Source organism: Vibrio algivorus (genome assembly GCF_030161215.1).
Lineage (GTDB): Bacteria > Pseudomonadota > Gammaproteobacteria > Enterobacterales > Vibrionaceae > Vibrio > Vibrio algivorus.
On sequence record NZ_BSPV01000004.1, the window covers coordinates 264,163 to 288,248 of the forward strand.

Annotated in this window: 26 protein-coding genes; 12 read left to right on the top strand and 14 right to left on the bottom strand. The window is 41.0% G+C overall.

From position 1 onward, the window contains the following. The first annotated feature begins 4 nt into the window (after positions 1-4). Positions 5-481, top strand: coding sequence for a response regulator (locus QQJ93_RS06940; protein ID WP_089122793.1), 477 nt, complete (start codon positions 5-7; stop codon positions 479-481). A gap of 93 nt (positions 482-574) precedes the next feature. Here QQJ93_RS06940 and QQJ93_RS06945 read toward each other — a convergent pair whose 3' ends face one another. From QQJ93_RS06945 to pspF, 6 genes are read right to left on the bottom strand one after another with little or no spacing between them, the layout of a single operon-like run. After that, a complete protein-coding gene (locus QQJ93_RS06945; RefSeq protein ID WP_089122794.1) occupies positions 575-1,363 on the bottom strand; it encodes a peptide ABC transporter ATP-binding protein in 789 nt (262 codons plus the stop codon). After that, on the bottom strand, positions 1,360-2,391 hold the full coding sequence (locus QQJ93_RS06950) for a peptide ABC transporter ATP-binding protein (RefSeq protein ID WP_089122795.1): 1,032 nt from the start codon (positions 2,389-2,391) through the stop codon (positions 1,360-1,362). The genes QQJ93_RS06945 and QQJ93_RS06950 overlap by 4 nt, the downstream gene beginning before the upstream one ends. After that, complete coding sequence (locus QQJ93_RS06955) at positions 2,391-3,278, bottom strand: ABC transporter permease subunit (protein WP_089122796.1); 888 nt, start codon at positions 3,276-3,278, stop codon at positions 2,391-2,393. The genes QQJ93_RS06950 and QQJ93_RS06955 overlap by 1 nt, the downstream gene beginning before the upstream one ends. Continuing rightward, complete coding sequence (locus QQJ93_RS06960) at positions 3,265-4,227, bottom strand: ABC transporter permease (protein WP_089122797.1); 963 nt, start codon at positions 4,225-4,227, stop codon at positions 3,265-3,267. Before QQJ93_RS06960 ends, QQJ93_RS06955 begins: the two co-directional genes overlap by 14 nt. Then, positions 4,227-5,849, bottom strand: coding sequence for an ABC transporter substrate-binding protein (locus tag QQJ93_RS06965; protein ID WP_089122798.1), 1,623 nt, complete (start codon positions 5,847-5,849; stop codon positions 4,227-4,229). Before QQJ93_RS06965 ends, QQJ93_RS06960 begins: the two co-directional genes overlap by 1 nt. Positions 5,850-5,894: 45 nt before the next feature. Continuing rightward, on the bottom strand, positions 5,895-6,962 hold the full coding sequence (pspF, locus tag QQJ93_RS06970; protein WP_089122799.1) for a phage shock protein operon transcriptional activator: 1,068 nt from the start codon (positions 6,960-6,962) through the stop codon (positions 5,895-5,897). A gap of 186 nt (positions 6,963-7,148) precedes the next feature. On the opposite strand from pspF, the gene pspA reads away from it, so the two are divergent. From pspA to QQJ93_RS07005, 7 genes are all read left to right on the top strand, one after another. Next, positions 7,149-7,814 (top strand): phage shock protein PspA, encoded by a 666-nt coding sequence (gene pspA, locus QQJ93_RS06975; RefSeq protein WP_089122800.1) that lies wholly within the window; start codon positions 7,149-7,151, stop codon positions 7,812-7,814. Between the two features lie 37 nt (positions 7,815-7,851). Beyond that, positions 7,852-8,082: an envelope stress response membrane protein PspB gene (gene pspB / locus QQJ93_RS06980; RefSeq protein ID WP_027696089.1), complete on the top strand. Its 231-nt coding sequence runs from the start codon at positions 7,852-7,854 to the stop codon at positions 8,080-8,082. 4 nt (positions 8,083-8,086) lie between these two features. Then, the gene (gene pspC / locus QQJ93_RS06985; RefSeq protein WP_089123580.1) at positions 8,087-8,476 is read left to right on the top strand and encodes an envelope stress response membrane protein PspC; all 390 of its coding nucleotides are present in this window, start codon (positions 8,087-8,089) and stop codon (positions 8,474-8,476) included. A 189-nt stretch (positions 8,477-8,665) separates the two neighbouring features. Next, positions 8,666-9,244, top strand: coding sequence for a DNA-3-methyladenine glycosylase I (locus QQJ93_RS06990; protein ID WP_089122801.1), 579 nt, complete (start codon positions 8,666-8,668; stop codon positions 9,242-9,244). Positions 9,245-9,527: 283 nt separating this feature from the next. After that, entirely contained in the window at positions 9,528-11,585 is a 2,058-nt protein-coding gene (locus QQJ93_RS06995; protein ID WP_089122802.1) for a BCCT family transporter, read from the top strand. Between the two features lie 191 nt (positions 11,586-11,776). Next, a complete protein-coding gene (locus QQJ93_RS07000; RefSeq protein ID WP_160117474.1) occupies positions 11,777-12,379 on the top strand; it encodes a recombinase family protein in 603 nt (200 codons plus the stop codon). 25 nt (positions 12,380-12,404) lie between these two features. After that, positions 12,405-13,205 (top strand): siderophore-interacting protein, encoded by an 801-nt coding sequence (locus tag QQJ93_RS07005; RefSeq protein WP_089122804.1) that lies wholly within the window; start codon positions 12,405-12,407, stop codon positions 13,203-13,205. Positions 13,206-13,295: 90 nt separating this feature from the next. Here QQJ93_RS07005 and QQJ93_RS07010 read toward each other — a convergent pair whose 3' ends face one another. Further along, the gene (locus QQJ93_RS07010) at positions 13,296-14,486 is read right to left on the bottom strand and encodes a cystathionine beta-lyase (RefSeq protein ID WP_089122805.1); all 1,191 of its coding nucleotides are present in this window, start codon (positions 14,484-14,486) and stop codon (positions 13,296-13,298) included. 27 nt (positions 14,487-14,513) lie between these two features. After that, positions 14,514-15,968 carry a cardiolipin synthase gene (gene cls / locus QQJ93_RS07015; protein ID WP_089122806.1) on the bottom strand — a complete coding sequence of 485 codons (1,455 nt, stop codon included), beginning with the start codon at positions 15,966-15,968 and terminating at the stop codon, positions 14,514-14,516. A gap of 496 nt (positions 15,969-16,464) precedes the next feature. Here cls and QQJ93_RS07020 point away from each other — a divergent pair, with 496 nt between their 5' ends. From QQJ93_RS07020 to QQJ93_RS07035, 4 genes are all read left to right on the top strand, one after another. Next, positions 16,465-17,805 (top strand): sodium-dependent transporter, encoded by a 1,341-nt coding sequence (locus QQJ93_RS07020; RefSeq protein ID WP_089122807.1) that lies wholly within the window; start codon positions 16,465-16,467, stop codon positions 17,803-17,805. Positions 17,806-17,950: 145 nt separating this feature from the next. After that, positions 17,951-18,658 carry a TIGR01621 family pseudouridine synthase gene (locus tag QQJ93_RS07025; RefSeq protein WP_089122808.1) on the top strand — a complete coding sequence of 236 codons (708 nt, stop codon included), beginning with the start codon at positions 17,951-17,953 and terminating at the stop codon, positions 18,656-18,658. 18 nt (positions 18,659-18,676) lie between these two features. Next, positions 18,677-19,624 (top strand): class I SAM-dependent methyltransferase, encoded by a 948-nt coding sequence (locus QQJ93_RS07030; RefSeq protein WP_089122809.1) that lies wholly within the window; start codon positions 18,677-18,679, stop codon positions 19,622-19,624. Positions 19,625-19,714: 90 nt separating this feature from the next. Further along, positions 19,715-19,924, top strand: coding sequence for a hypothetical protein (locus tag QQJ93_RS07035; RefSeq protein WP_089122810.1), 210 nt, complete (start codon positions 19,715-19,717; stop codon positions 19,922-19,924). A 66-nt stretch (positions 19,925-19,990) separates the two neighbouring features. On the opposite strand, the gene gspS2 is transcribed toward QQJ93_RS07035, so the two are convergent. From gspS2 to trpB, 6 genes are all read right to left on the bottom strand, one after another. Next, positions 19,991-20,389 carry a type II secretion system pilot lipoprotein GspS-beta gene (gene gspS2, locus QQJ93_RS07040; RefSeq protein WP_089122811.1) on the bottom strand — a complete coding sequence of 133 codons (399 nt, stop codon included), beginning with the start codon at positions 20,387-20,389 and terminating at the stop codon, positions 19,991-19,993. Beyond that, positions 20,386-20,688 (bottom strand): YciI family protein, encoded by a 303-nt coding sequence (locus tag QQJ93_RS07045; protein ID WP_089122812.1) that lies wholly within the window; start codon positions 20,686-20,688, stop codon positions 20,386-20,388. Before QQJ93_RS07045 ends, gspS2 begins: the two co-directional genes overlap by 4 nt. Positions 20,689-20,836: 148 nt before the next feature. Continuing rightward, the gene (yciA, locus tag QQJ93_RS07050) at positions 20,837-21,235 is read right to left on the bottom strand and encodes an acyl-CoA thioester hydrolase YciA (RefSeq protein ID WP_089122813.1); all 399 of its coding nucleotides are present in this window, start codon (positions 21,233-21,235) and stop codon (positions 20,837-20,839) included. Positions 21,236-21,352: 117 nt separating this feature from the next. Beyond that, positions 21,353-21,895: a septation protein A gene (locus tag QQJ93_RS07055; protein WP_089122814.1), complete on the bottom strand. Its 543-nt coding sequence runs from the start codon at positions 21,893-21,895 to the stop codon at positions 21,353-21,355. Positions 21,896-22,087: 192 nt separating this feature from the next. Then, complete coding sequence (trpA, locus tag QQJ93_RS07060) at positions 22,088-22,894, bottom strand: tryptophan synthase subunit alpha (protein WP_089122815.1); 807 nt, start codon at positions 22,892-22,894, stop codon at positions 22,088-22,090. Further along, positions 22,894-24,084 carry a tryptophan synthase subunit beta gene (gene trpB, locus QQJ93_RS07065; RefSeq protein ID WP_089122816.1) on the bottom strand — a complete coding sequence of 397 codons (1,191 nt, stop codon included), beginning with the start codon at positions 24,082-24,084 and terminating at the stop codon, positions 22,894-22,896. The genes trpA and trpB overlap by 1 nt, the downstream gene beginning before the upstream one ends. Between the last annotated feature and the right edge of the window lie 2 nt (positions 24,085-24,086).

Genomic DNA, 24,086 nt, shown 5'->3' on the forward strand with positions numbered 1-24,086 from the left:
TAACATGGAAAAGTTTCATATTATTTGCGTGGATGATCAGCCGGAAGTGTTATTTCAATTAGCACATGACTTGGCTGAATTCACCGATTGGGTAAAAATTAAAATTTGTTCAGATGCTGAGAGTGCCCAAGAGTACTTAGAAAAGTTAGATCAAGATGGCCGCTATGCCTGTGTGATTTTATCCGATCAAAATATGCCGACTCAAAATGGCGTTGATTGGCTACAAAACTTAGCGAAAGACCGACGTTTTCACCATACCAAAAAAGTCATGTTGTCTCAGCGGCCAACTCAACAAGTGTTTATTGATGCGATTAATCTTGCTCAGGTAGACCGTTTCTTTATCAAACCTTGGGATGAACAAGAGTTAGTCAATGAAGTGCGAGTTTTGCTAACAGAATATATCTTTGATAAAGGAATTGATTATGCGCCTTTGCAGCAGCGCCTTGACCAAGATACTGTACTGAAACGTTTACGTGGGTAATATTCAAGTGTAGGTCGTCGCCCTCTTGCTGAAACTCGCACCTTGAAGAGACTTGAGTATAAACAAGAGGGAAGCGTTATTATTTCAAGTGACTCATTTCAAATGGCTAGGTGTTTTATGGAAATGGTTTTCAATCAACTTCTGACTGATGCTATGTTGGGGGTGGGCAATCACTTGCTGAGTGTCTCCCGATTCCACTACTTTACCTTCGTGCATCACGATTAATTTGTCTGTGATGTGCTTAACGACACCAATATGTTGAGAAACATAGACAAACGATAAGCCCATTTCTTCTTGTAGCTCTAAGAATAGGTTAATGATCTGTGAGCGCATCGCCATATCAAGCCCGTTAAGCGCCTCATCTGCGACAATGACCGAAGGTTGAAGTACTAAGGCTCTTGCAAGGCAAACACGCTGCTTTTGACCTGTGGCAAGCATTTGAGGGTAGAAGTAAGCATGCTCTGGCAATAAACCAACACGGATGAGCGTTTCTTTAACTCGATGCGTTCGCGCTTCTGGTGACATTTGAGTATTACGCTTGAGTGGTTCTTCCAAGATACGACCAATCTGAATACGAGGATTTAACGAGGTATTAGGATCTTGGAAAATCATTCGAATTAATTTACAGCGAGTCGAGTAGTCTTTATCAAACATCTGCTCGCCATTGACGAATATTTTGCCGTGGCTTGGCTCGGTCACGCCAGCTAGCATTTTAGCAAGTGTCGATTTACCTGAACCATTTTGTCCGATAATACCTAAGGTTTGTCCTGGCTCTAGGGTAAATGAAATGGGCTTAACGGCTTGATGAACACGCTTACGAAAAAAACCTGAGCGCGTGACAAAGTTTTTCGATAAATCGATGACTTCTAATAACGCACTCATACGTGTTTCTCCGTTTTTGCTTTTTTCTCTAACGTTGAACGTTTTTCCATATTAAGAGGGAAATGGCAGCTGAATTTATGGTTTTTAATTTTCTTTCTAACTGGTACGTGAACACATTTAGTTTGCGCATAAGGACAACGAGGCCCAAGGCGACAACCAATTGGTAAGTGTTGCAACGGTGGGATAGAACCTGGTAGAGAAGGTAAGCGGCTCTTATGCGGGATCCACTCATTAAAGTCAGGCATTGCATGCAATAACGCTACGGTATAAGGGTGCTTTGGTTCAGCCAGAATATGTTTGGTATTAGCCGATTCGACAGATTGACCACAATACATCACCGTAATGCGGGTTGCCCATTGGGTAATGGTTGTGAGGTCGTGCCCAATCAACATAATGGTAGTGTTGTTGACTTGATTTAAACGACTTAACAATCTCAATATTTGTGACTGGGTAATTGGGTCAAGGTCATTGGTTGGCTCATCAGCGATTAGTAACTTAGGCTTGGAGGCAATCGCCATTGCAATCATGATTTTTTGACACTGACCGTCGGTTAATTCATATGGGTAACAACTCATGATTTGGCGGTGATCTTTAATCCCGACCTTATGAAGGAGCGCTTTTGCCAGTTTGTGGCGCCAGTGCCAGCGTTGCCACCATTTCCCTTCAAATGATGATGAAGGAATCGACTCACGTAATTGATGGCCAATTTGTTCTGATGGATCGAGGCAACTACTCGGCTCTTGGAAAATCACCGCAATATCACGAGCAATTACGCGGCGACGTTCTTTCGGTGTGAGTTGTAGAAGATCAATACTACCAAGGCGCATTCGGTCGGCTGAGATTTTCCAAGTATCTTTGGTTAATCCTACAATGGCCTTAGCGACTAAGCTTTTACCTGAGCCAGATTCACCTACTAAACCACGAATTTCGCCTTCATTTAAAGTCAGACTCATACGCTCAACCGCTTTGACGGTGCCGTGTGGTGTTTCGATTTCAATGGTTAAATTGCGAATATCGAGTAATGGCATTATTCGGTCCCCGCACTGAGAGAATGACGCACGCCTTCACCTACTAAATTGATAATGATGACCGAAAACATAATGAATAATCCCGGTAGCGTGACAGTCCAAGGGGCTAGATAAATCAAATCCACTGAATCACCAAGCATGGTTCCCCATTCAGGAGTAGGGGCTTGAGCGCCCAATTCTAAAAAACCTAGTGCACTAATGTCTAAAATTGCCATTGAAGCTGCGAGTGTCATTTCAGCGGCAATCACGGTAGATAAGTTAGGCAAGATGGAGCTCCACAATAAGTGAAAATTATTTGCGCCATCTAAACGAGCAGCTATGTTGTAATCTTTTTCCATCTCTGCATTTACTGCAATATAGACTGAGCGAATAAAGCGGGGAATCAGTGCCAAACAAATCGCCAGTAAAATATTAAACTCGCCAGTACCAAGAAACGCCACAAAAATAATTGCCAGTAAGATCGATGGAATAGACATTACGGTATCAAGCAGGTGGTTTAAGGTACTAGATAGCAAGCCTTTGGTCATGCCCGCAAAAATACCAATCGTACAACCAATAAGAGTAGCGATCAGCATAACTAATAGGCCAGAACCAAAGGTCAATTGCGTACCAATAATTAGGCGAGAAAGAATATCGCGGCCAATATCATCGGTGCCTAGGAAGTATTCGACACTCCCTTCTGGGTGCCAAGATGGCGGCTGTAGACGATGTACGCTTTGCATTAAAGGATCATGCGGCGCTAGCCATTGAGCACTGAGAGTCACAAGCAATAAAATAGCGAAGCACCATAAACCAAACATCGCAAGACTGTTTGCTCGGTAGCTGCGCCAAAAGCGTTCAAATTGACCTGGAATACGGTCTTCTTGATAGATATTATTTGACAGCATACCACTGCTTCCTTACCAAAGGGTTAACCATTGCGCCAATTAGATCAGACAGAATGTTGACGATTAAAACGAAGGTCGCGACGGTAATAACGCCTGCTTGAATTGAGACATAATCTTTATCGGCTAAAGCATCGAGTAACCAACGGCCAATTCCCGGCCAGTTAAAGATGGATTCAGTAATAATCGCATAGGTCAGCATAGTAGAAAGTTGAACACCTACCTTGGGAATAATCGGCGGAATGGCATTACGCAATACATGCTGGAAGATGATTTCATAGGTAGATAAGCCACGGATACGGGCCGCACGAATGTAGTTTTGTTTACGTACTTCAGCTACCGATGAACGCATCATGCGAATCACTTCGGTGGTCGGTGCTAATGCTAAAACTATACATGGTAAAAGTAGATGCATCATCACGCTATGAATCAATTCTAAGCGATTCGCTTCATCAGTTATGAAAGCATCAATCGTGGCAAAGCCGGTGATATAAGGTACTTCGAGTAATAAATCATGTCTTCCAGAAACTGGCGTATAACCTAGATTCAAAGAAAAGAACATAATCATCATTAGTGCAATCCAAAAAATTGGAATGGAATAACCGACCATTGAAGTAAATGAGATAAAGGTATCAACCCACTTACCCTGACGCATTCCGGCAATCGTACCTATCGGAATACCGATGATCAATGAGATGATCATGGCAAAAAAGCACAGCTCTAAAGTCGCAGGGAATACCAATTTGATCTCGTCAATAATTGGATCGCCATGCAAATTAATACCAAGGTTGAATTGGCTCAATTGGCCTAAGTAAGTGAACCAACCTTGAAAGAAATCTTGAATAGCCCATGGCGAAAGAGGCTCTAAACGTAAAATGCTATAGCCAATGAGCGTTAAAATTAACAAGGTAATGATGAATAAGTTTATGCGGCGCAGGGTGTAAACCAGCATTATTTTTCCCTTACAACGTGTTCAAAGCTACCCGAATTAAAAGGGTTTAATGCAAAGCCACTTAATGAGCTGTGATGTACTTGATATTGTACGCCATGAGCGATTGGAATTATTGGTAATTCTTGAGTGAGCATAGTTTGTGCTTGATGATATAAGTTTAACCGGTGACGAGTTTGCTCGCTTTCACGTGCTAACGTCAATAAAAAATCAAAATCAGTGTCACACCACATTGAAATATTTAAGCTGGCTCGTTGTGCCTCACAAGATAATTGAGGCCTTAATAAGCTATCTGGTTCACCAGTATTAGCTGCCCAACCAGTGAGGACTAAATCAGTATTCGGTTGCTGAGTGAGTGTATTCCGTCGACCAAACTTTTCCGTTAAGATCGAAAGCGTTACTCCTATATCAGCAAAATTAGCCTGAAGTAGTTCCGCGGTTTTGTGCGGATTTGGGTTATAAGATTGTGCCGCCAGTGGAACCCACATAGTAAGCGTCAATCCATCCTCAAAACCAGCTTGTTTCAATAAGGCTTTTGCGTATTGACGATCATAACGAATTTGAACGCTGTTGTCTTGATATGCCCATGAATCTGAGGGTAATAATGAAGTAGCGATGTAACCTTGACCAAAATAGACCGCATCAATGATGTTTTTCCGGTTAATCGCAAAACTTAATGCCTGGCGAACGCGAACATCATTAAGTGCAAAGTGCTGCGTGTTAAGCGAAAGAAATGCAACATTCATTGCTTTACTAATGTTGGAATGAATGTCGGTGTTGTCATTGATAAGAGTCAGCTGGCTAGAAATAGGGTCGGTCATCACATCACATTCTTGAGTTAATAATTTGGCGAGAGATCCCGTTCCACGATGACTAAAATCAAACACGACTTGTTGCATGTTAGCGGGGTGATGCCAGTAGTTAGAGTGTTTAGTTAAACGAACCAATTCATTGTGTTGAGATTTTTCTAATCGAAATGGTCCAGTACCAATTGGAAGTTCATCAAGTTGTGATTTTTCATCTTTGGAAGCAAGTTGATGCGCATACTCCTGAGAGTGAATTGCAGCAAAAACCGTTGAGATGTTATCGAGAAATGTGTTGTCAGGATAAGAAAGAGTAAATTGAACGTGTTGTTCATCAATGGCTTTAACATCTTTTACTAGGCGAGAAAAACCGATGCTCTGAAACCAAGGATAGTGGCCTCCGTTGACATAATGATAAGGATTAGATGAATCAATAATACGTTTAAAGCTGAATACAACATCGTCAGCATTCATTGGTCGAGAAGGTTGAAACCACGAAGTCTGATGAAATTGAACATTGGTTCGTAAAGTAAAGGTATATTGAGTTTTATCCTCATTTACTTGCCATTTGATTGCGAGATTCGGTTTAGGTTTAAAACTCAATGGATCGAGTGTTAGCAGAGAGTCGAACAATTGAGGCCCAATTGATTTAATGTTATCGCCACCATCGGAAAGCTGCGGGTTCAAAAACTGCGGGTGAGTAGTGCCGCAATAGACAAAACCATTCATTCGAGTTTGTGGGCTTTTTTCTGGATCATTACACCCTGCGAGCGTTAACACCGCACATAATGAAAGCAACAAATAGCGTAATGATTTTGGCATTGAATTTTTCCCTAAATTCTAAACGAGCGATGTTGGCTAACCTTGTTAATTTTTTCCTATCATGTCGTATTTTCTGAGCATTCCCCTAAATTGATGGTAGCTCAAGCCTAAAAGTTTAGCCGCATTTCTTTGGTGGTACTTAGCTTGCTTTAAACTCTGCTTTAATAGCTGAATATCTTGCTCTTGTTGCCATTGTTTATAGTCTAGCGGTAACGCTAAAGTGTTTTCTGAATGAGTGACTGGTGCAGTGTTTGTATTAATATCGGTGACAATGTCACTTTTCACTTCGTTTGATGAGGCAAGTGGCGAAGCAGTAGGTGAAACTTCTGGGTTTGAATTAATAATGGGAGATTGAAAAGGATTAAACTCAATCTCATCGATTTTACCTTGTTGAGTACCATGACGATATACCGCGCGTTCAACGACATTCTTTAACTCTCGAACATTACCCGGCCAAGCATAATCACACAGCTCATTTAAGGCTCTAGTACTAAAACCGGTAAAGAATGGTAAGCTGAGTTCTTGGCACATTTGAATTGCGTAGTGCTCAGCAAGCAGTGGAATGTCTTCTTGGCGTTGTCTTAGTGGTGGAAGGTGAATCACATCAAAGGCTAGGCGATCTAATAAATCGGCTCGAAATAAACCTTGTTGTGCCATTTGTGGTAAATCGGCATTAGTTGCACACACCAGACGAACATTAGCTTGTAAAGTTTTATGGCCGCCTACGCGTTCATATTCGCCATATTCAATCACTCTCAATAACTTTTCTTGTACCGAGAATGGTGCGGTCGCCAGTTCATCTAAAAACAAAGTGCCATTTTCAGCGCGTTCAAATCGTCCTTTGTGTTGACCTTTAGAGCCAGTAAAAGAGCCAGATTCATGGCCAAATAATTCTGAATCGATTAATCCTTCACTGAGTGTCGAGCAGTTTAAGCTGATTAAAGGGTGTTGCCAGCGTTTAGATAAATAATGCAGTCGCTGAGCAATTAACTCTTTACCGGTCCCTCTTTCGCCAACAATTAGAATCGGGCGCTCAATAGCGGCGAGTTGCGATGTTTTGTCTAACGCTGCAAGAAAAGCCGCAGATTGCCCGATGATATTTTGTGCTTTCATACTCATCCTGTACGGTGTTGGCTTAATTTACCAATAATTAGCTAAAATAGTCATTTTATGCAAGGTGTTTTCAGTGCTGTGAATTATTTTTATTTAATATCAGTGAGTTAAAAGTTGGCACGCTTCATGTATTAGTGTGGAGTAAGTATAGTATTTATTACACGACACCTTAAGAAGGAATCGAATATGGGTATTTTTTCTCGTTTTGCCGACATCGTTAATTCAAATATCAGCTCTTTATTAGATAAAGCGGAAGATCCTGAAAAAATGATCCGCCTTATTATTCAAGAAATGGAAGATACATTGGTAGAGGTGAGAACACACTCAGCCAAAGCGTTAGCCGATAATAAAGAGCTAACTCGTCGTATTGAGTTTCTTGAAGAGCAAGTTGAAGACTGGAAAAACAAAGCGTCTTTAGCGATTCAAAAACAGCGTGAAGACTTGGCACGTGGCGCGTTAATTGAAAAACAGAAAGCCGAAGAACAGCTTAAAAACTTACGCAATGAAAAAACACTGCTTACTGAGTCTATTGAAAAGCTAGCTGGTGAAATTAGTAAGCTAGAAACTAAGATTATTGAAACTCGTGCTAAGCAGAAGTCGATTGTGATGCGTCGTCAAGCAGCAGGGCATCGTCGTGATATCAAAAAGCAATTGCACACAGGTAAAACTGAAGAAGCAATGTCTAAGTTTGAGCAATATGAACGTAAAATTGATGAACTAGAAGCTGAAGCCGATAGTTATGATTTAGGCGGAAAAGGCAAAGATCTGAATCAAGAGTTTGCTGAGTTACAGGCAGATGATGAAATTGAACAAGAGCTAGAAAAGCTTAAGAAAAGTCTGCAAGATAAGTAATGTTCACTATTTTAATAACAATAATTAGGAGCCGTTCATGAGTAGTTTTTTCGTGGCACCGCTGATTGTATTTTTAATTTTTGTTGCGCCGTTGTGGCTGCTGCTCCATTACCGTAGTAAGCGTAAAGTGGCGCACGGTTTGTCGAGCGATGAGCTTGAACAGCTAAAGTCGCTAGCAGAGCGAGCGGAAAGCGTGCAGCAACGAGTAAAAACGTTAGAAAAAATCTTAGACGCTGAGGCGCCAAATTGGAGGCGTGACCATGGCTAAAGGAATGGATAAAGAAGCGTTATATCGGGACCCTAAGAATGGTAAGTTAGCCGGAGTGTGTGCCGGGTTAGGTCGTTACTTTGGCATGGAAGCGTGGTGGGTACGAATTATTGCGGTATCGGCCTTTTTGCTCGGCGGTGGAATTTTAGTATTGTTTGCCTACTTTGGTTTATGGTTGATGTTAGAAAAGCGTCCAGATAGCTTAACCGCCGCGGATGAGTTCGATTTCGATCATACTATTAAGAGTAAGCCTTGGCAGACTGGTCAGTTACCAGCGGAACTATTGGCCGACCTCGATAAAGAGTATGCGCTATTAGAAAATAAAATTCGTGATATGGAAGCCTATGTGACTTCTGATGCATATAAGGTTAATAAGGCATTTAGCAAGTTATAGTATTTTAATGCGCGTGTTTTAATTTATACCTAAGCCATTGGGCGAATGAATGCTGTCACAAAGTTGCTGCTTCAAGTATGAAGGGTATACTTGAAATCGATCAATATTGAAATCATTACCTCTGATTCAGCTATGCTGTGTCAGAGGTTTTTTCGTTATTTATCCATATTAGAGAAATTAGGAAGTTTTATGACACAACAAGTGGATACAACATGTGGTTGGGCAATGAAGCATGATAATGAACGCGAATATCACGATCAAGAGTGGGGCGTTCCGGTGTTCGATGACACTAAGTTATTTGAATTTATTTGTTTAGAGGGTGCGCAAGCTGGGTTGAGTTGGCGAACCATTTTAAATAAACGTGCTGGATATACTGCGGCATTCGAAGGCTTTGATATTGACAAACTGAGCCAGTATGACGAAACACGAGTGTCATACATTATTGATAACTTTGATGTAGTTAAACATAAAGGAAAAATCGCCTCTGTGTATTCTAATGCTCGAGCGGCCAAAGCACTGCAAAAAGAATATGGTTCGTTAAGTAAAGCGCTGTGGCAGTTTGTGGGTGGTGAGCCTGTTCAAAATGGTTGGACAGATATGTCTCAAGTTCCTGCAGTGACTGAACAATCAAAGGCGATGAGTAAATTTTTAAAGAAAAACGGCTTTAAATTTATGGGTGAGACAATTTGCTATGCTTTTATGCAGGCGGTTGGAATGGTTAACGATCATGTTGTCGATTGCCCACGTTATAGTCAATGCCAAAAGTAGAGGAAATAAAACAATCACTGTGTTTATGGATCTTTTATAACCATTTGTCTTAAAAATAAAAACATGTAATTTTTAGTTCGTTATTTAAACAATAAACTTAAATTTTGTGCGTTTGGGTAGAATTTATATAAATCCATTGTAAAACTATGGATATTTGCTTTTTCTGTTTGTATTCTGCAATAAATGTTAAAGGCTTGTTTTTGGTATGTTGTGATGGCTGTAGGAGCAGTTGAGCCCGTTTACCAAACAGATAAATAAAATTGAAATTGAATAGGAGAAACACATGGATGTTTCAGCGACTAAACGGAAATCAACAGTGTTAATTCCCGTTTTTATACCCGCCGTTATCGTTATTGCTTTAGTGGTAATTGGAACGATATCAAACCCAGAGAGAGCTGGTGCTTTTTTTTCTGAATTATTGTCGGATGTCACGACTAACTTTGGTTGGTTTTACATGTTGGCGGTGGCGATATTTTTAGTCTTCATTGTGACTGTTGCAATCAGTAAATGGGGCGAAATAAAACTTGGCCCTGATCATGCGGAACCTGAATATAGTTTTACCGAATGGTTTGCGATGCTTTTTTCTGCTGGTTACGGTATTGCCTTATTATTCTTTGGTGTTGCGGAACCGGTTCTACACTACGCTGCTCCGCCAACCGCTGCACCAGAAACGATTGATGCAGCACGTGAAGCGATGCAAATTGCTTTCTTCCATTGGGGTTTCCACATTTGGGCTATTTATGGCTTAGTCGGTTTATCTCTGGCATATTTTGCTTTCCGTCATGGTCTTCCTCTTTCTATGCGTTCTACGCTTTACCCATTGATCGGTGATAAAATCCACGGCCCAATTGGCCACACGGTAGATGTATTTGCAATCTTAGGGACTTTGTTTGGTATTGCGACGACGCTAGGTTTGTCAGTCACTCAGATCAACACAGGTTTGCACTACCTATGGCCTGAGATTCCAATTAATAGCACCGTACAAATCATTGCTATTACTTTAATCACTTTATGTGCATTGGCTTCGGTACTGGCGGGCATGGATAAAGGGGTGAAAAACTTATCTCTATTGAATATTGGCCTTGCAGTTCTATTGATGTTGTTTGTGTTTGTTGCAGGCCCAACTCTATTTATCTTAAATACCTTTATGCAAAATACAGGTAACTATTTAAGTAACATTGTTGAGCGCACTTTCAACCTCCAAGCTTATGTATCAAGTGATTGGATTGGTAACTGGACCTTGTTTATCTTCGGTTGGACGATTGCATGGGCGCCATTTGTTGGTTTGTTCATCGCGAAAATCAGCCGTGGTCGTACCATTCGCCAATTCGTTGTGGGCGTAATGGTTGTTCCTACAATTTTTACGTTCTTATGGTTCTCAGTGTTTGGCGATACTGCACTGCATATGATCATGACGGATGGTTATCATCACATCATTCAAGAAGTACAAGATAATAATGCCATTGCTTTATTCAAATTGTTTGAACGCCTGCCAATGACATCGATCATTTCGTTTATTACCGTTATTTTGATTATTACTTTCTTCGTAACTTCATCGGATTCAGGCTCATTAGTTATTGATTCATTAGCTTCTGGTGGCGTGCAAGAGACGCCAGCATGGCAACGTACCTTCTGGGTTGCAACCGAAGGGATTGTCGCGTCAGTTCTACTACTCGCTGGTGGCTTAGGTGCGTTACAAACTGCGAGTGTGGTGAGTGCGTTACCATTTGCCATAATCATGTTGATTGCGATGGTGGGGATGATTAAAGCTCTGCGTATTGAAGGGCACCATGAAGATAGCCAACAACAATATATGCAGACTCAGCAATCAAACACTAGCCCTGTAGGCAAAGGTTTGTGGAAAAAACGCTTAGCAAACTTAGTAGATTTTCCTGTTCGCTCTGATGTTGAAAAGTTCATTAGTGTGACTGCGCTAAATAGCATGAAGCGCGTTGAACAAGAATTAGAAGAGCAAGACTGGGAAGCGGAAGTCACCTTCGATGAAGAACTATGTCGCGCGCACTTTGAAGTCTTCAAAGAAGGCCAAGTTGAGTTCATTTATGAAATCCGTCTACGTGGCTATGACTTACCAGAATTTGCTTATGATGAAGGTGAAGAGCCGGAAGACAAGTACTACTACCGTGCAGAAGTTTTCTTACGCCGTGGTGGTCAAGCTTATGATGTGTATAACTACGAGCAACAAGATATTATTAACGACATCTTGAACCAGTTCGAACGTTATCTACACTTCATTCATATTTCACCTGGAATTCTACCTTGGAATATGGAAGAGCATGATGACGATGTGCCACCTGAACAACCAGAGCCATCTAAGTCATAATCTTTAAAAAGTAACTATTAAAGCCTTATCAATTCGTTGGTAAGGCTTTTTTGATCTTAGTAGTGAATAAAATAATGGTTCATTTGGTGTTGGATTTGACTTGTGAGCTTTTTGGGTTCATTATGATCTTTCCCTAACACCAAATGAGCTTTTTGGCGTTGGTTATTTTGAACCCAATGACGGAAAAAAACATGACTCAAACAAAAATAATTGGTTATTTACGTGTATCGCCAAAAGTGGAAGATATTGATAATCGCATTGATGTTATGACGAACGAAACACAAGCCGCTTTGTATATAGAGCGAGGTGTTCGAGGTAATGTTACTTTAGAGGATAGGCCGGAATTTCAAAAAGCCTATGCGCAGTTAAAAGCAGGCGATACTTTGCTTATCTGGTGGATGACAGATATCAGTCTTGGGTTCAAATTGGCTTATGATGCAATAACCGATTTATTAAGTAACGGTATTTGCGTAAGAACCTATCATCAAAACCTTATTTTTAAGCCGAACGATCCGTCAACCGAGGCGATGTTACGTTTGATTAAGGGATATGAGGAAATTGAAACCTATCAGCGTTTAATGGCGGCAGAGTTAGGTCGGAGAAAGCTAAAAGGTAACCCGAGCGAGTGGCAAGCTAAATTCAAAGGTCGTCGTGCTAACCATAAGCTACACCAGAAGATTGCTCAGTTACTTACTAGTGATAAAACCATGCAAGCGATCGCTGATGAAACCGGAGCCAGTATCTCGACAGTAAAACGCGTTAAAGCTAAGTTGCAGAATAAAGCTAATCATTAGTTGCTGATAGAAAAAAGGAATAGACATGAAACCAAACAGAAAACTTAAACTTGCTACTGTTGTGAACACTTTTGAACTATCAGAAAATATGCAGCGCGTAGTGTTACAGGGCGAAGATTTTAAATCGTTACAAACTACAGACCTAGGCGGTTATATCAAGTTAATGTTTCATCCTGAAGGACATACGGATATTTCGACTCTTGGGGAAGGTGAACGTCCAGTAATGCGCACTTATACTATTAGTGAACTAGATCTTGATAATGGTCAGTTTGCGGTTGATTTTGTAAAGCACCAAGTGGGTGGGAAACAGAATATCATCACTCAAGAACAAGGTGGCTACGCGATTTATTGGGCGATGAAAGCAAAAGTCGGTGATACTATTTCCATTGGTGGTCCAGGTAATAGCCCAATAATTGATCTTAATGCTGAGCAAGTATTTATGGTGGCAGATATGACTGCGATTCCTGCCATAACCGAAAAATTGAACACTCTTAACCAGAGCACCACTGGTCATGCGGTTGTGCAACTAAGTTCAGCACAAGATAATCCTAATTGGAATCTACCAACCGGTATGCAACTACACACCGTTGTTGGCCATCAACCAAGCCAATTAAGTGATGCGGTTACTCAGTTATCTATTGAGAATGCAGATGTCGCCATTTGGTGTGCTTGTGAATTTACTGCAATGAAAGCAATTCGCACTCACTTTAATCAACATGACGCGATACAACGTGAAAAGAGTTACTTTAGTAGTTACTGGAAACAAGGCGTAACAGAAGATGGTCACAAAGTGATTAAACGTGAAGATGCAGAGAGTTTGGGGTAAGTTTTTAGTGCTGTTAATTTGAATAAAGTGCGTTAAGTTTATAGACCTAACGCACTTTTTATTAAAAAGCTAATTGATTAAATAAGTTAGTTAGCCATTTAACACTGCATTATAAGCTGCAAAACCACGCTCTAAATCTTCAATCAGATCTTCTACATTTTCTAAGCCGATGTGTAATCGAACAAGTGTACCTTCAAAGTGTGGATTAGACACGGTACGCATGTTATCGAAACTACTTGGTTCATTGGCGAGAATTAAGCTTTCATAGCCGCCCCAAGAGTAGCCCATGCTGAAGTGTTCTACGGTATCAAGTAGGGCTGTGGTTGCTTTCTTATTGCTGGTTTTTAGTACAAATGAAAATAGGCCATTAGACCCCGTAAAATCACGGATGAAGTACTCATGACCCGGACAAGATGGTAGGGCTGGATGACGGACATGATCAACTTCAGGGCGAGTTTCTAACCATTTCGCAATCGCAATACTATTTTGTTCATGCTGTTTTAAACGAACGCTTAAAGTACGCAAGCCACGTAAACCAGTATAAGCATCATCAGGTGATACGCACTGACCAAGTAGGTAACTCTGTTCGCGTAATTGTGGCCAGTATTTTTCATTGGCTACCGCAGTACCTAACATGACATCCGAGTGACCGACAATGTATTTTGTTGCGGCTTGAATCGACACATCAACACCATGCTCAAACGGTGAAAAGTTAACACCAGCCCCCCAAGTATTGTCGAGCATTACGATGATGTCGTGCTCATGAGCAATGCGAGAAAGGGTTGGTACATCTTGTACTTCCATCGTGTAAGAGCCCGGAGATTCGGTAAATAGGATTTTGGTATTTGGGCGAATTAAATCACGGATGCCTTCGCCAATACTTGGCTCATAGTAAGTGGTTTCTATACCCATTTTTTTGAGAATGATATTGCAGAAGTCACGGGTTGGCTCATAACAACTATCAACCATTAAAACGTGATCGCCATGCTCGACGAAAGACAAGATTGAGTTAGTAATAGCTGCAGCACCGCAAGGGTAGAGGGCACAACCTGCACCACCTTCGATTTGGGTCATAGCTTCTTGAAAGGCGAAATGAGTTTCGGTACCGCGACGACCATAAAATAAGGTATGACCTTGGCGTTTTATGGTCGCTTCATTTTTCTCAGCAACCGTATTAAATACTACCGTCGAAGCGCGTTGTACTGGTGGGTTTACTACGCCGTGAGTCCATTTTTTATTGCGTCCTGCATTGACCAGTTTGGTTTCATACTTCTCTGACATTTTATATCCTTATATTCGGTGTTTTTCTTATAGCAAAGGGTTAAATAGGTAGAAGACCCTTTCTAGCATTCGATGGCCAAAATTACGTTGTTTCCACCTTTCTTTTGAAACTAAGGTAGATTGTTTTAAGTAATTTTCTTGGACCCAATATAATTCTTTTGTGAATTCATAATCATCGACAGCTAGGGTTAATTCAAAGTTAAGCCACAAGCTTCTCATATCTAGGTTAACGCTACCTACTAGGCAGTATTGTTGATCAATGACGACTGATTTTGTGTGTAATAGGCCAGCATCAAATTGATAAATGTGTACACCCGCTTCGAGTAATTCGCTAAAGAAAGACTTGGAAGCCCAGTTTACTAATAGAGAATCATTCTTTTTCGGTATCAATAATTCAACGGTAACGCCACGTTGAGCGGTCATTTTTATCACTTGCATTAAGTTGTCACTAGGGACGAAATAAGGCGTAGTAATACGAACCGATTGTTTTGCTTGGTTTATCGCAAGTGTCAAAACTTGTTGAATGAGATTTTCAGGCATACCTGGGCCAGATGGGACCACTTGAATTGGGTGTAATGCTCCTGTGTTTTCTATCGTACAAACAGGGAAGGTAGGTAGATGACGTTCTCCAGTTTCAACTTCCCAGTCCCAAGCATGAATGGCGGCAAGTACGTTAACCGTAGGACCGGTAACTCGAACCATTATGTCAATCCATTCGCCTACACCCGCATCTTTTTTGAAGAACTCAGGGTCAACCATATTCATTGAGCCGGTATACGCAATTTCATCATCAATGGTGATAATTTTACGGTGTAGTCGTAGATCTAATCGGCGGAAGAATACACGGAAGGCATTCACTTCTAATGCCTGACGAATATCAATGCCAGCTTCCAGCATTAACTTATGCCAGTGGCTACGAAAGAATTTAGGGCTACCTGCTGAGTCGATTAGAATCTGAATATTGACGCCTCGTTTGGCCGCTTGAATCAGCGCAGCATTGACTGAATCGATTAATCCACCACTCTGCCAGATATAAAATTCCATTCGAATGTTGGTTTGTGCTTGCTCTATATCAACAATAATTGAATGCAGGATTTTATCCGGTGTGTCCTGTAGTGATAGGGTATTTCCACACAATGCAGGAATAGCGGTGCGATTGGTACAAAGGTCATGAATTTGCGCCAGTTGTAAATTGAGTAAAGTCGGTTGGTGAGCTTGGCATTCATGCAATTGAGTAAACCATTCACCATAAGGGGCAAACATACTTTGCGATCGTTCTGCGCGCTTGCGCCCGAGGTTGAGTTCGCCAAAAAGGAAATAAAATAGAACACCAACAAAAGGAATGATGTAAATGATCATTAGCCAAGCAAGCGAGACACTCACAGCACGACGCTTAATCACAACACGAATGGTAACCCCTGCCACGAGAAGCCAGTAGCTAATCACACCTGCTAACGCAACAATTTGATAGAACTTTTCCATTTATTCCTTTGATATCACCGACTTCATAGACCTCGATACTACCATCCTTTAGCCTGATATTTGAATCATATTCTTATCGAATGAAAAGAAGAAATAATCTCAGTATTGATTGAAGAATAAAATAATTTGGAGAGTCAAAATCATCAATGTCAATGAAGTTACTTGGATATAGGCTTTCTTAATCAAACCTGAGGCTAAATAGTATCAGTCAGATGCGTAGGAGATCTGAAAATGAATGGACGGATAGATTTCTCCAAAGAAAGAAAACTAACCATTGGTTTAAATTCTGAGATGTTATGAATTTTTGATGCTTTTATGCTCAGATGTAGCCTTATTTTCATTTTTAATGCTGTTTTAACTTCAAATCCACCACATAAACTGCTTTACTTGCAACCCTATTGATAAAATTCATTTTGGCCGTCTGTATATTAAACTTTACACGGCTGTAAATTATAAATAAGTATGGGTTTTTCTCGTACATACAACGGAAAGTATTATGGCGTCAGGTTCACGTGCTCAGTTTAGTTCTAAATTGGGTTTTATTATGGCCGCAGCGGGATCGGCTGTTGGATTAGGAAATGTTTGGGGCTTTCCAACACAGGCAGCAAGTAACGGTGGGGCAGTCTTTTTGATTGTTTACTTGTTGATGGTAGTGGTTCTTGCTTTGCCGATGTTGATTGCGGAATTAACGATTGGCCGTCATGGACAAGCCAGCCCGTTACGTTCGATTGCGAGTATTTGGCCTAAGCGCAGTAAAGTACCTGTCGGCTTTGGTTTGCTTGGCTTGTTAACTGCTTTAATGATCTTGAGCTTTTATTCTATTATTGCTGGTTGGTTAGCTGGTTACTTAGTGAGTCCGATACTAGATTTAATTGGCCTACATACTGCTGCAAATTGGTTAGAATCATTTAGCCTTGAAAGAAACTTAGTGCTTGCCTTGGTGTTTATTGGTTTAACCATGAAGGTTGTGATGAGTGGTGTAACCGATGGTATTGAGCGTTGGTCATCTCGTCTAATGCCAGTTTTGGTTGGTTTATTCGTTGTCATGATCATCTATATTTTGACTCAAGATGGCGCAATGGATGGGTTAAAAATGTACCTTGTTCCTGATATGTCCCACTTCAGTGCTGATTTAGTGGTTGGTGCAATGGGGCAAGCTTTCTTTTCGTTATCACTTGGTGTGACCGTAATGATGGTCTATGGCTCATATTTACCAAAAGACATTAATATTCCCAAAACGGCGGCACAAGTGGCAGCAATTGATACAGGGATTGCGTTTGGTGCGGGTTTGCTCATTCTACCGGCGATGTTTGTCGCGCAAAAACATGGCGTACAAATTTATGATCAAGCAGGACATTTATTGAATTCAGATACCTTGGTGTTCACCGTTCTTCCTGCCATGTTCGATACGATGGGAAGTGTCGGTGTTATTGTCGGTATTTTATTCTTCGCATTAATGCTGATTGCAGCACTAACGTCATCGATTTCAATGCTAGAAGTACCGGTTTCGTGCGCTATTGAAGAGCTTGGTCATTCTCGTAAAAAAGCGGTTTGGTGGATTGGTGGTGTTGCTATAGCACTTGCGGCGGCAATTGTTTTTAACTTCGGTACTTTATTTGGTCTTGTCATTACCATTTCAACGGTTTATTTACAGCCTTTATTGGGGCTTGTTTGGGCAATCTGTGCAGGTTGGGTATGGCATCGTGCTGGTTTACTTGAAGAAATTCGCCAGGGTAATCCAGAGGTTGCGAATAGTCTTTTCTGGAAAGTGTGGCCAAACTACTTGCGCTATGTGTGTCCAATTCTAATGGGTTTGGTATTTTGGGTGACAATCTAACTTACTCTCCTTCTTATTGAGTTAAGTGCCTCGTTTTTACGGGGCATTTTTTATGGGGAATTTTTTGTCTGCCGGATAGGGCTGTCATTTAGTATTGAGACAAGGCAAGGTATACTTCAGCCTCTCTTTATCCGGTAGGGTTTTTATGTTCGATATTCTGTATCAAAATGCCGATTTTTTAGTCATTAATAAGCACCCGAATGTCAGTGTGCATAAAGATGATGGTGAGACTTCTTTATTAATTGAAGTGGCTAAATCCGAAATGGTTGAGTTAGTCACGGATCAAAAACTGTATCTAGTCCATCGCTTAGATAAAATGACATCAGGAATTCTACTACTGGCCAAACATCAACAAGCAGCCAGTGAGTTATCACAATGTTTTGCTAATCGTATGGTGAGTAAATTTTACCTTGCGATTGGGGTGAAAAAACCAAAGAAAAAACAAGGGTTGGTTTCTGGTGATATGGAGCGTTCTAGACGTGCTAGTTGGAAACTATTAAAAAGCCAAAATAATCCTGCTAAAACGCAGTTTTTTTCATTGGCTGGAGAGAGTGGGCAACGTTTGTTTTTATGTAAACCACATACCGGTAAAACCCATCAAATTCGAGTGGCGCTTAATTCCATTGGTTCCTCTATAGTTGGCGATGATATCTATACCTCAAGCAGCAAGGCTGACCGTGGATATTTGCACGCCTACGGTTTGTCATTTGAATATCAAGGGCAACGGTATGAGTTTATTTGCGATCCAAGCCAATATGAACATTTGGGTCAGGAGTGGAAAACCGAAGCCGCCAAGAAAGCCATTGAGAAATGGAGAACACCATCTAGCCTCAATTGGCCAACAATTAAATAATTTATAAGTGAATCGATAATGGAAATCACACAGTTAGACATTTTTTTTAAACGCATTAAAGAGCAATTACCAGTTTGCGAAGGAGAGATGCGTCGTTTATTTCACGGTCGTGGTCAAACTTTTCAAGGCTTAGAACAGATCACCGCAGACTGGGTTGGCAAGCAGCTGATCGTGACGTTATTTAAGCCAGTTGAAGATGACTTTAATCAAGTGTTGAAATTAGGATTAACGGAGCTATTTGCTAGTGATGTCTGGCAATCGGCTGGTGGTATAGGGATCGGATTACAACACCGATATCAATATGGTGCGCCATTTGAAACGATTGCTGGCGAGATTAAAGAAAACACTATTGGTATTGAGAATGGTCTTAAATATCAGCTTGTACTCGGTAAAAACCAGAATATGGGTATTTTTCTAGATATGCGTTTAGGTCGTCAGTGGGTGCAAGAACGCTCGCAAGGTAAGCGCGTATTGAATCTGTTTGCTTATACCTGTGGCTTTTCAGTTGCAGCGAAAGCCGGTGGTGCCGATCAAGTGGTCAATGTAGATATGGCAAAAGGTGCGTTATCTCGAGGTCGAGATAATCATAGACTAAATGAACATGATATGTCGGATGTGACTTTCATGGGCTACGATATATTTCGTTCTTGGGGGAAAATTACCAAATATGGCCCTTATGATTTAGTGATTATCGATCCACCATCTTTTCAAAAGGGAAGCTTTGCTTTAACCAAAGATTACAAACGAATCTTACGTAAACTACCTACGTTATTGAATGAAGGTGGTGAAGTGTTTGCGTGTGTGAACTCTCCGGTAGTGAGTGAAGATTTTTTGATTGATTCAATGGCAGAAGAAGCACCAGAATTGAGGTTTGTTGAGCGATTAGCAAATCCAGAAGAATTTGCAGATGTTGATGAGCAAGCCAGTTTGAAGGTAATGATATTTTCATCAAAACCTGAAAGTTAACCGGCTGAATTTTGGGTGAATTCTTACTGGTAATATTTTTAAAATGAGGCATGATTAAAAGAAAACAATATGAATCAAGGAAGATAACCTATGCCATTAGCTCAATGCCCTATATGTGAGAAATCGATATCAAAACGAGCGTATGCTTGCCCTGGTTGTGGTGAGCCTGATCCATTTCATCGCCGAGTTAAATTTAAGGCATTGTCGACAGTATTGTGGATTGCAGCAATTGTCGGCGGGCTATACCTGTTTTGGGTCTACGGCCTACCTATGCTGATTGATTTGGCTCATAAGTTATAAAATTAATCCCCTAATGAAAAAATCGTTAGGGGGTTAATTATACTTGGTTATTCACTCGAGTTTCGATTAACTTTTATTTTCTACTTGCTGACAAGTTTGTTCGCTAATACTTTCCTCAACGAGCATTTGTCCTCGTTCGCTACGAATGGTGACCTTATAAATCACACCTTTTTTCAAAACAGAACGGACTTCATTACTTTTACAGTAAGTTTTTATACTTGCGTCGACTAAAGCAGTTGGTGAAACAGTCCCTGAACTGTTGTAAATCATCAGTAGTTCAACAACATTTTTATTTGATTTTGCACTCATTACATTCAGTGGGCCGATTTTGTATGGTAGGCCAGCTTCAATTACGCTAGCTCGATGGTCAGCCATCATTTCTACTTCACTTGGCGTTGACGAACAACCAAGCAATAGAGTGGCACTGAGTAGAGCGAGTAGGGGTGTTTTCAAAGACATCTTCATGATGGTAATACTTTCTTAAATGGTTTGACGATAACTTTGTTATAAACGCCAGCTTCGATATAAGGGTCAGCGTCTGCCCATGATTTAGCATCATCAAGAGAATTAAATTCTGCAATCACAGTTGAACCGGTAAAGCCTGCTTCACCTGGATTATCTGAGTCAATCGCAGGCATTGGACCAGCCACTAATAAGCGACCTTCTTCTTGTAATTGAACTAGGCGAGCTAAGTGACGATCACGAACACTCATTCTCTTTTCTAATGAGTTCTCAACATCCTGAGAAAAAATAACATACCACATGGGAAGAGTCCTTTATGTTGAAATTCAAGGTAAGGGGTTAATATACGCGGCTCAAAAAAATAAGGCTACCATTTGGCAGTAAAACTGCGCTTGATAGCCTTATTTTGTGTTGTATACCCAAGTAGCGTCAGGGATAAACAGGTTAATGTTATTCCGGTTTTACTGCGCGAGGCTTACCATCTGCATCAATAGCAACGTAGTTAAAGGTGGCTTCACAAACTTTATTCTTTTCACCTACACCATCTAGGCCAACAGATTTAACCCATACTTCTAGTGCGATAGACATTGAAGTACGACCAACCTTGATGCATTCACCATAACAGCAAACTACATCCCCGACTTTTACTGGTTGCTTGAAAGTGATACTAGAAACAGAAACTGTCACGACGCGGCTGTTGGAAAGTTCTTTGGCTAAAATAGCGCCGGCTAAATCGAGTTGAGACATGATCCAGCCACCAAAAATATCACCATTGGCATTGGTATCGGCAGGCATTGCAAGAGTACGAAGTACCATAGAACCACGAGGGGGCTGAGGTTGAGAGCTCATAATATGTCCTAAATAAAAAATTCCATTACTGTTATACCCAATTCACTTGGGAGTATAAATTATGACAGTAATGGAATTACAATCAACTAATCATCAGGCTATATGCCTATAGTTTACTCAGCTTTCTTCTTTATTTTCTTTAGGCATATGCTTGTAAACATAAATACCTGAAAGAATGGTGAAAGCGAAAGTGGCGATTAACAGGCCAAAGACTTTAAAGTTTACCCATACATCAAGTGGTAATTCGTAAGCAACGTAGATATTTAACGCTGCACATACTGCAAAGAAGCCAATCCAAGCAAGGTTCACTCGTTTCCATACGCTATTTGGGACGGTGATTTCTTTGCTTAGCATGCCTTTAATCACAGGTTTACCTAGGTAATCCATTACAAATAAACCAATCGCGAATAAGGCATAAATGACAGTGACTTTCCATTTGATGAAGTTGTCGTTATGGAAAAACAATGTCATGCCACCAAAAATAGCCACCATTGCAAAAGTAATGAGCTGCATTTTTTCTACTTTTTTATATAAGAAATAGATAACGCCAATTTGGATCGCGGTTGCGACAATTAAGGCACCTGTTGCGACATAGATATCATAGCTTTTGTAGAGAAAGAAAAAGATGATAAGAGGGATAAAATCAATAAGTTGTTTCATGCTTGACCATATATTAAGTAATAGCGTTTAAAATTACTGCTGCGATAAAATTAAAGTATCTGCAACAGTAAATACAGATGTAGTCCAGTCTACCCAATCGCCGCAGAATGAAAACCGTTTAGAGATGTTTTGCTACAAAAAAGAGCCATCAGGCCCTTTTAAAGTTATATACATTCAAATCATTAATAATGATTACTTTTGAGTGGCGGCTTTCATCGCTTTTACAAAATCCCCAAGCTCGCTGAGCATCGTATCTGACTGTTCTAGGTTACGTTCAATAATTTTCACTACCGCTGAACCTGAAATCGCGCCTGCTGCTCCTGCTTGGATCGCTTCTGAAACTTGAGTTGGTTCTGATATGCCAAATCCTAGAATAGCCGGTGGCGCATCAAATTGATTTAAACGTTCAAGCAACTCATGAACAGGCATTCCAGCTTTGGTTTCCGTACCCGTTACACCTGCGCGAGATAGTAGGTAGGTATAACCTCCGCCGAGGTTTGCAACTTGCTCTAGTGTTTCAGGGCTACCATTTGGCGGCGCAATAAAGATGGGATGAATACCATGTGCTTTGGCTGCTTTTACAAATGGTTCACTTTCACCGGTTGGAACATCGGCAACCAACACGGAATCAACACCAGCTTGTTGGCAGCGAGCATAGAAATCATCTAGGCCGCGTACGTACACGAGATTGGCATAAACGAGTAAACCAATTGGTGTGTCTGGATGTTGTGCACGAATTTTACTGATTAAATCAAAACAGATACTTGGCGTTGTATTCGATTCTAATGCACGAATATTGGCACCTTGAATTGTTGGACCATCAGCGGAAGGATCAGAAAAAGGAAAGCCTAACTCTAACGCATCGGCACCCGCATCGACTAAGGTCTGAATAATCGCCAATGATTGCTCAGGGTTAGGATCGCCAATGGTGACGAAAGGAACAAATGCACCTTGATTCTTTTTATTGAGCTGAGTAAATAATTGCTGATAACGGTCCATTATTCCGCTCCTTTCTCATCTAAAATCGCTTGTACTGTGAAGATATCTTTATCACCACGACCTGATAGGTTTACGACTAACAATTGTTCTTTTTCTGGTTCGTTTTGCGCCATTTTTACCGCGTAAGCAAGAGCATGGGCCGATTCTAGAGCAGGGATAATACCTTCATTACGCGCCAAGCTTTGGAAGCAATCAAGAGCTTCATCATCGGTGATTGATTCATACTGAGCACGGCCAATTGAGTTCAAATGAGCGTGTTGTGGGCCGACTGATGGAAAGTCTAACCCGGCTGATACAGAGTAAGACTCTTCAATTTGGCCATTTTCATCTTGCATCAATGGTGATTTCATCCCAAAGAAAATTCCGGTAGTACCATGTTTAAGTGGTGCGCCATGTTGGTCGGTATCAATACCTTTACCGGCAGGCTCTACACCAATTAGGCGAACATCGGCTTCTTCAATGAAATCGGCAAACATACCAATCGCATTTGAGCCACCACCGACACAAGCAATTACTGCATCTGGTAATCGACCTTCACGAGCAAGAATTTGATTTTTGGTTTCTTCACCAATCATGCGTTGGAATTCACGCACTATGGTTGGGAAAGGGTGTGGACCAGCAGCAGTACCAAGTAGGTAGTGCGCTTTATCATAGCTGGCAGACCAATCACGTAATGCTTCATTACACGCATCTTTTAAGGTTGCAGAACCTGAATGTACAGGGATCACTTCAGCGCCCATCATGCGCATGCGGAAAACGTTCGGGCTTTGACGCTCAACATCTTTTGCACCCATATAGACTTTGCATTTTAAATCTAGCAAAGCACAAGCCAGAGCAGTGGCAACACCGTGTTGACCTGCACCGGTTTCTGCAATGATTTCTTTTTTACCCATGCGCTTAGCCAATAGAGCTTGGCCAAGTACTTGGTTGGTTTTATGTGCACCACCGTGTAGTAGGTCTTCGCGCTTTAGGTACAGTTTGGTTTTGGTGCCTTTTGTCATGTTGCGACATAAAGTTAATGCAGTAGGGCGGCCTGCATATTCTTGCAGTAATCCCATAAACTCAGCTTGAAATTCAGGATCTTGTTGAGCATCAATAAACGCTTGTTCAAGTTGGTCCAGAGCTGGAACTAAAATTTGTGGTACATATTGCCCACCGTACTCACCAAAATAGGCATCTAACTTAGCCATAA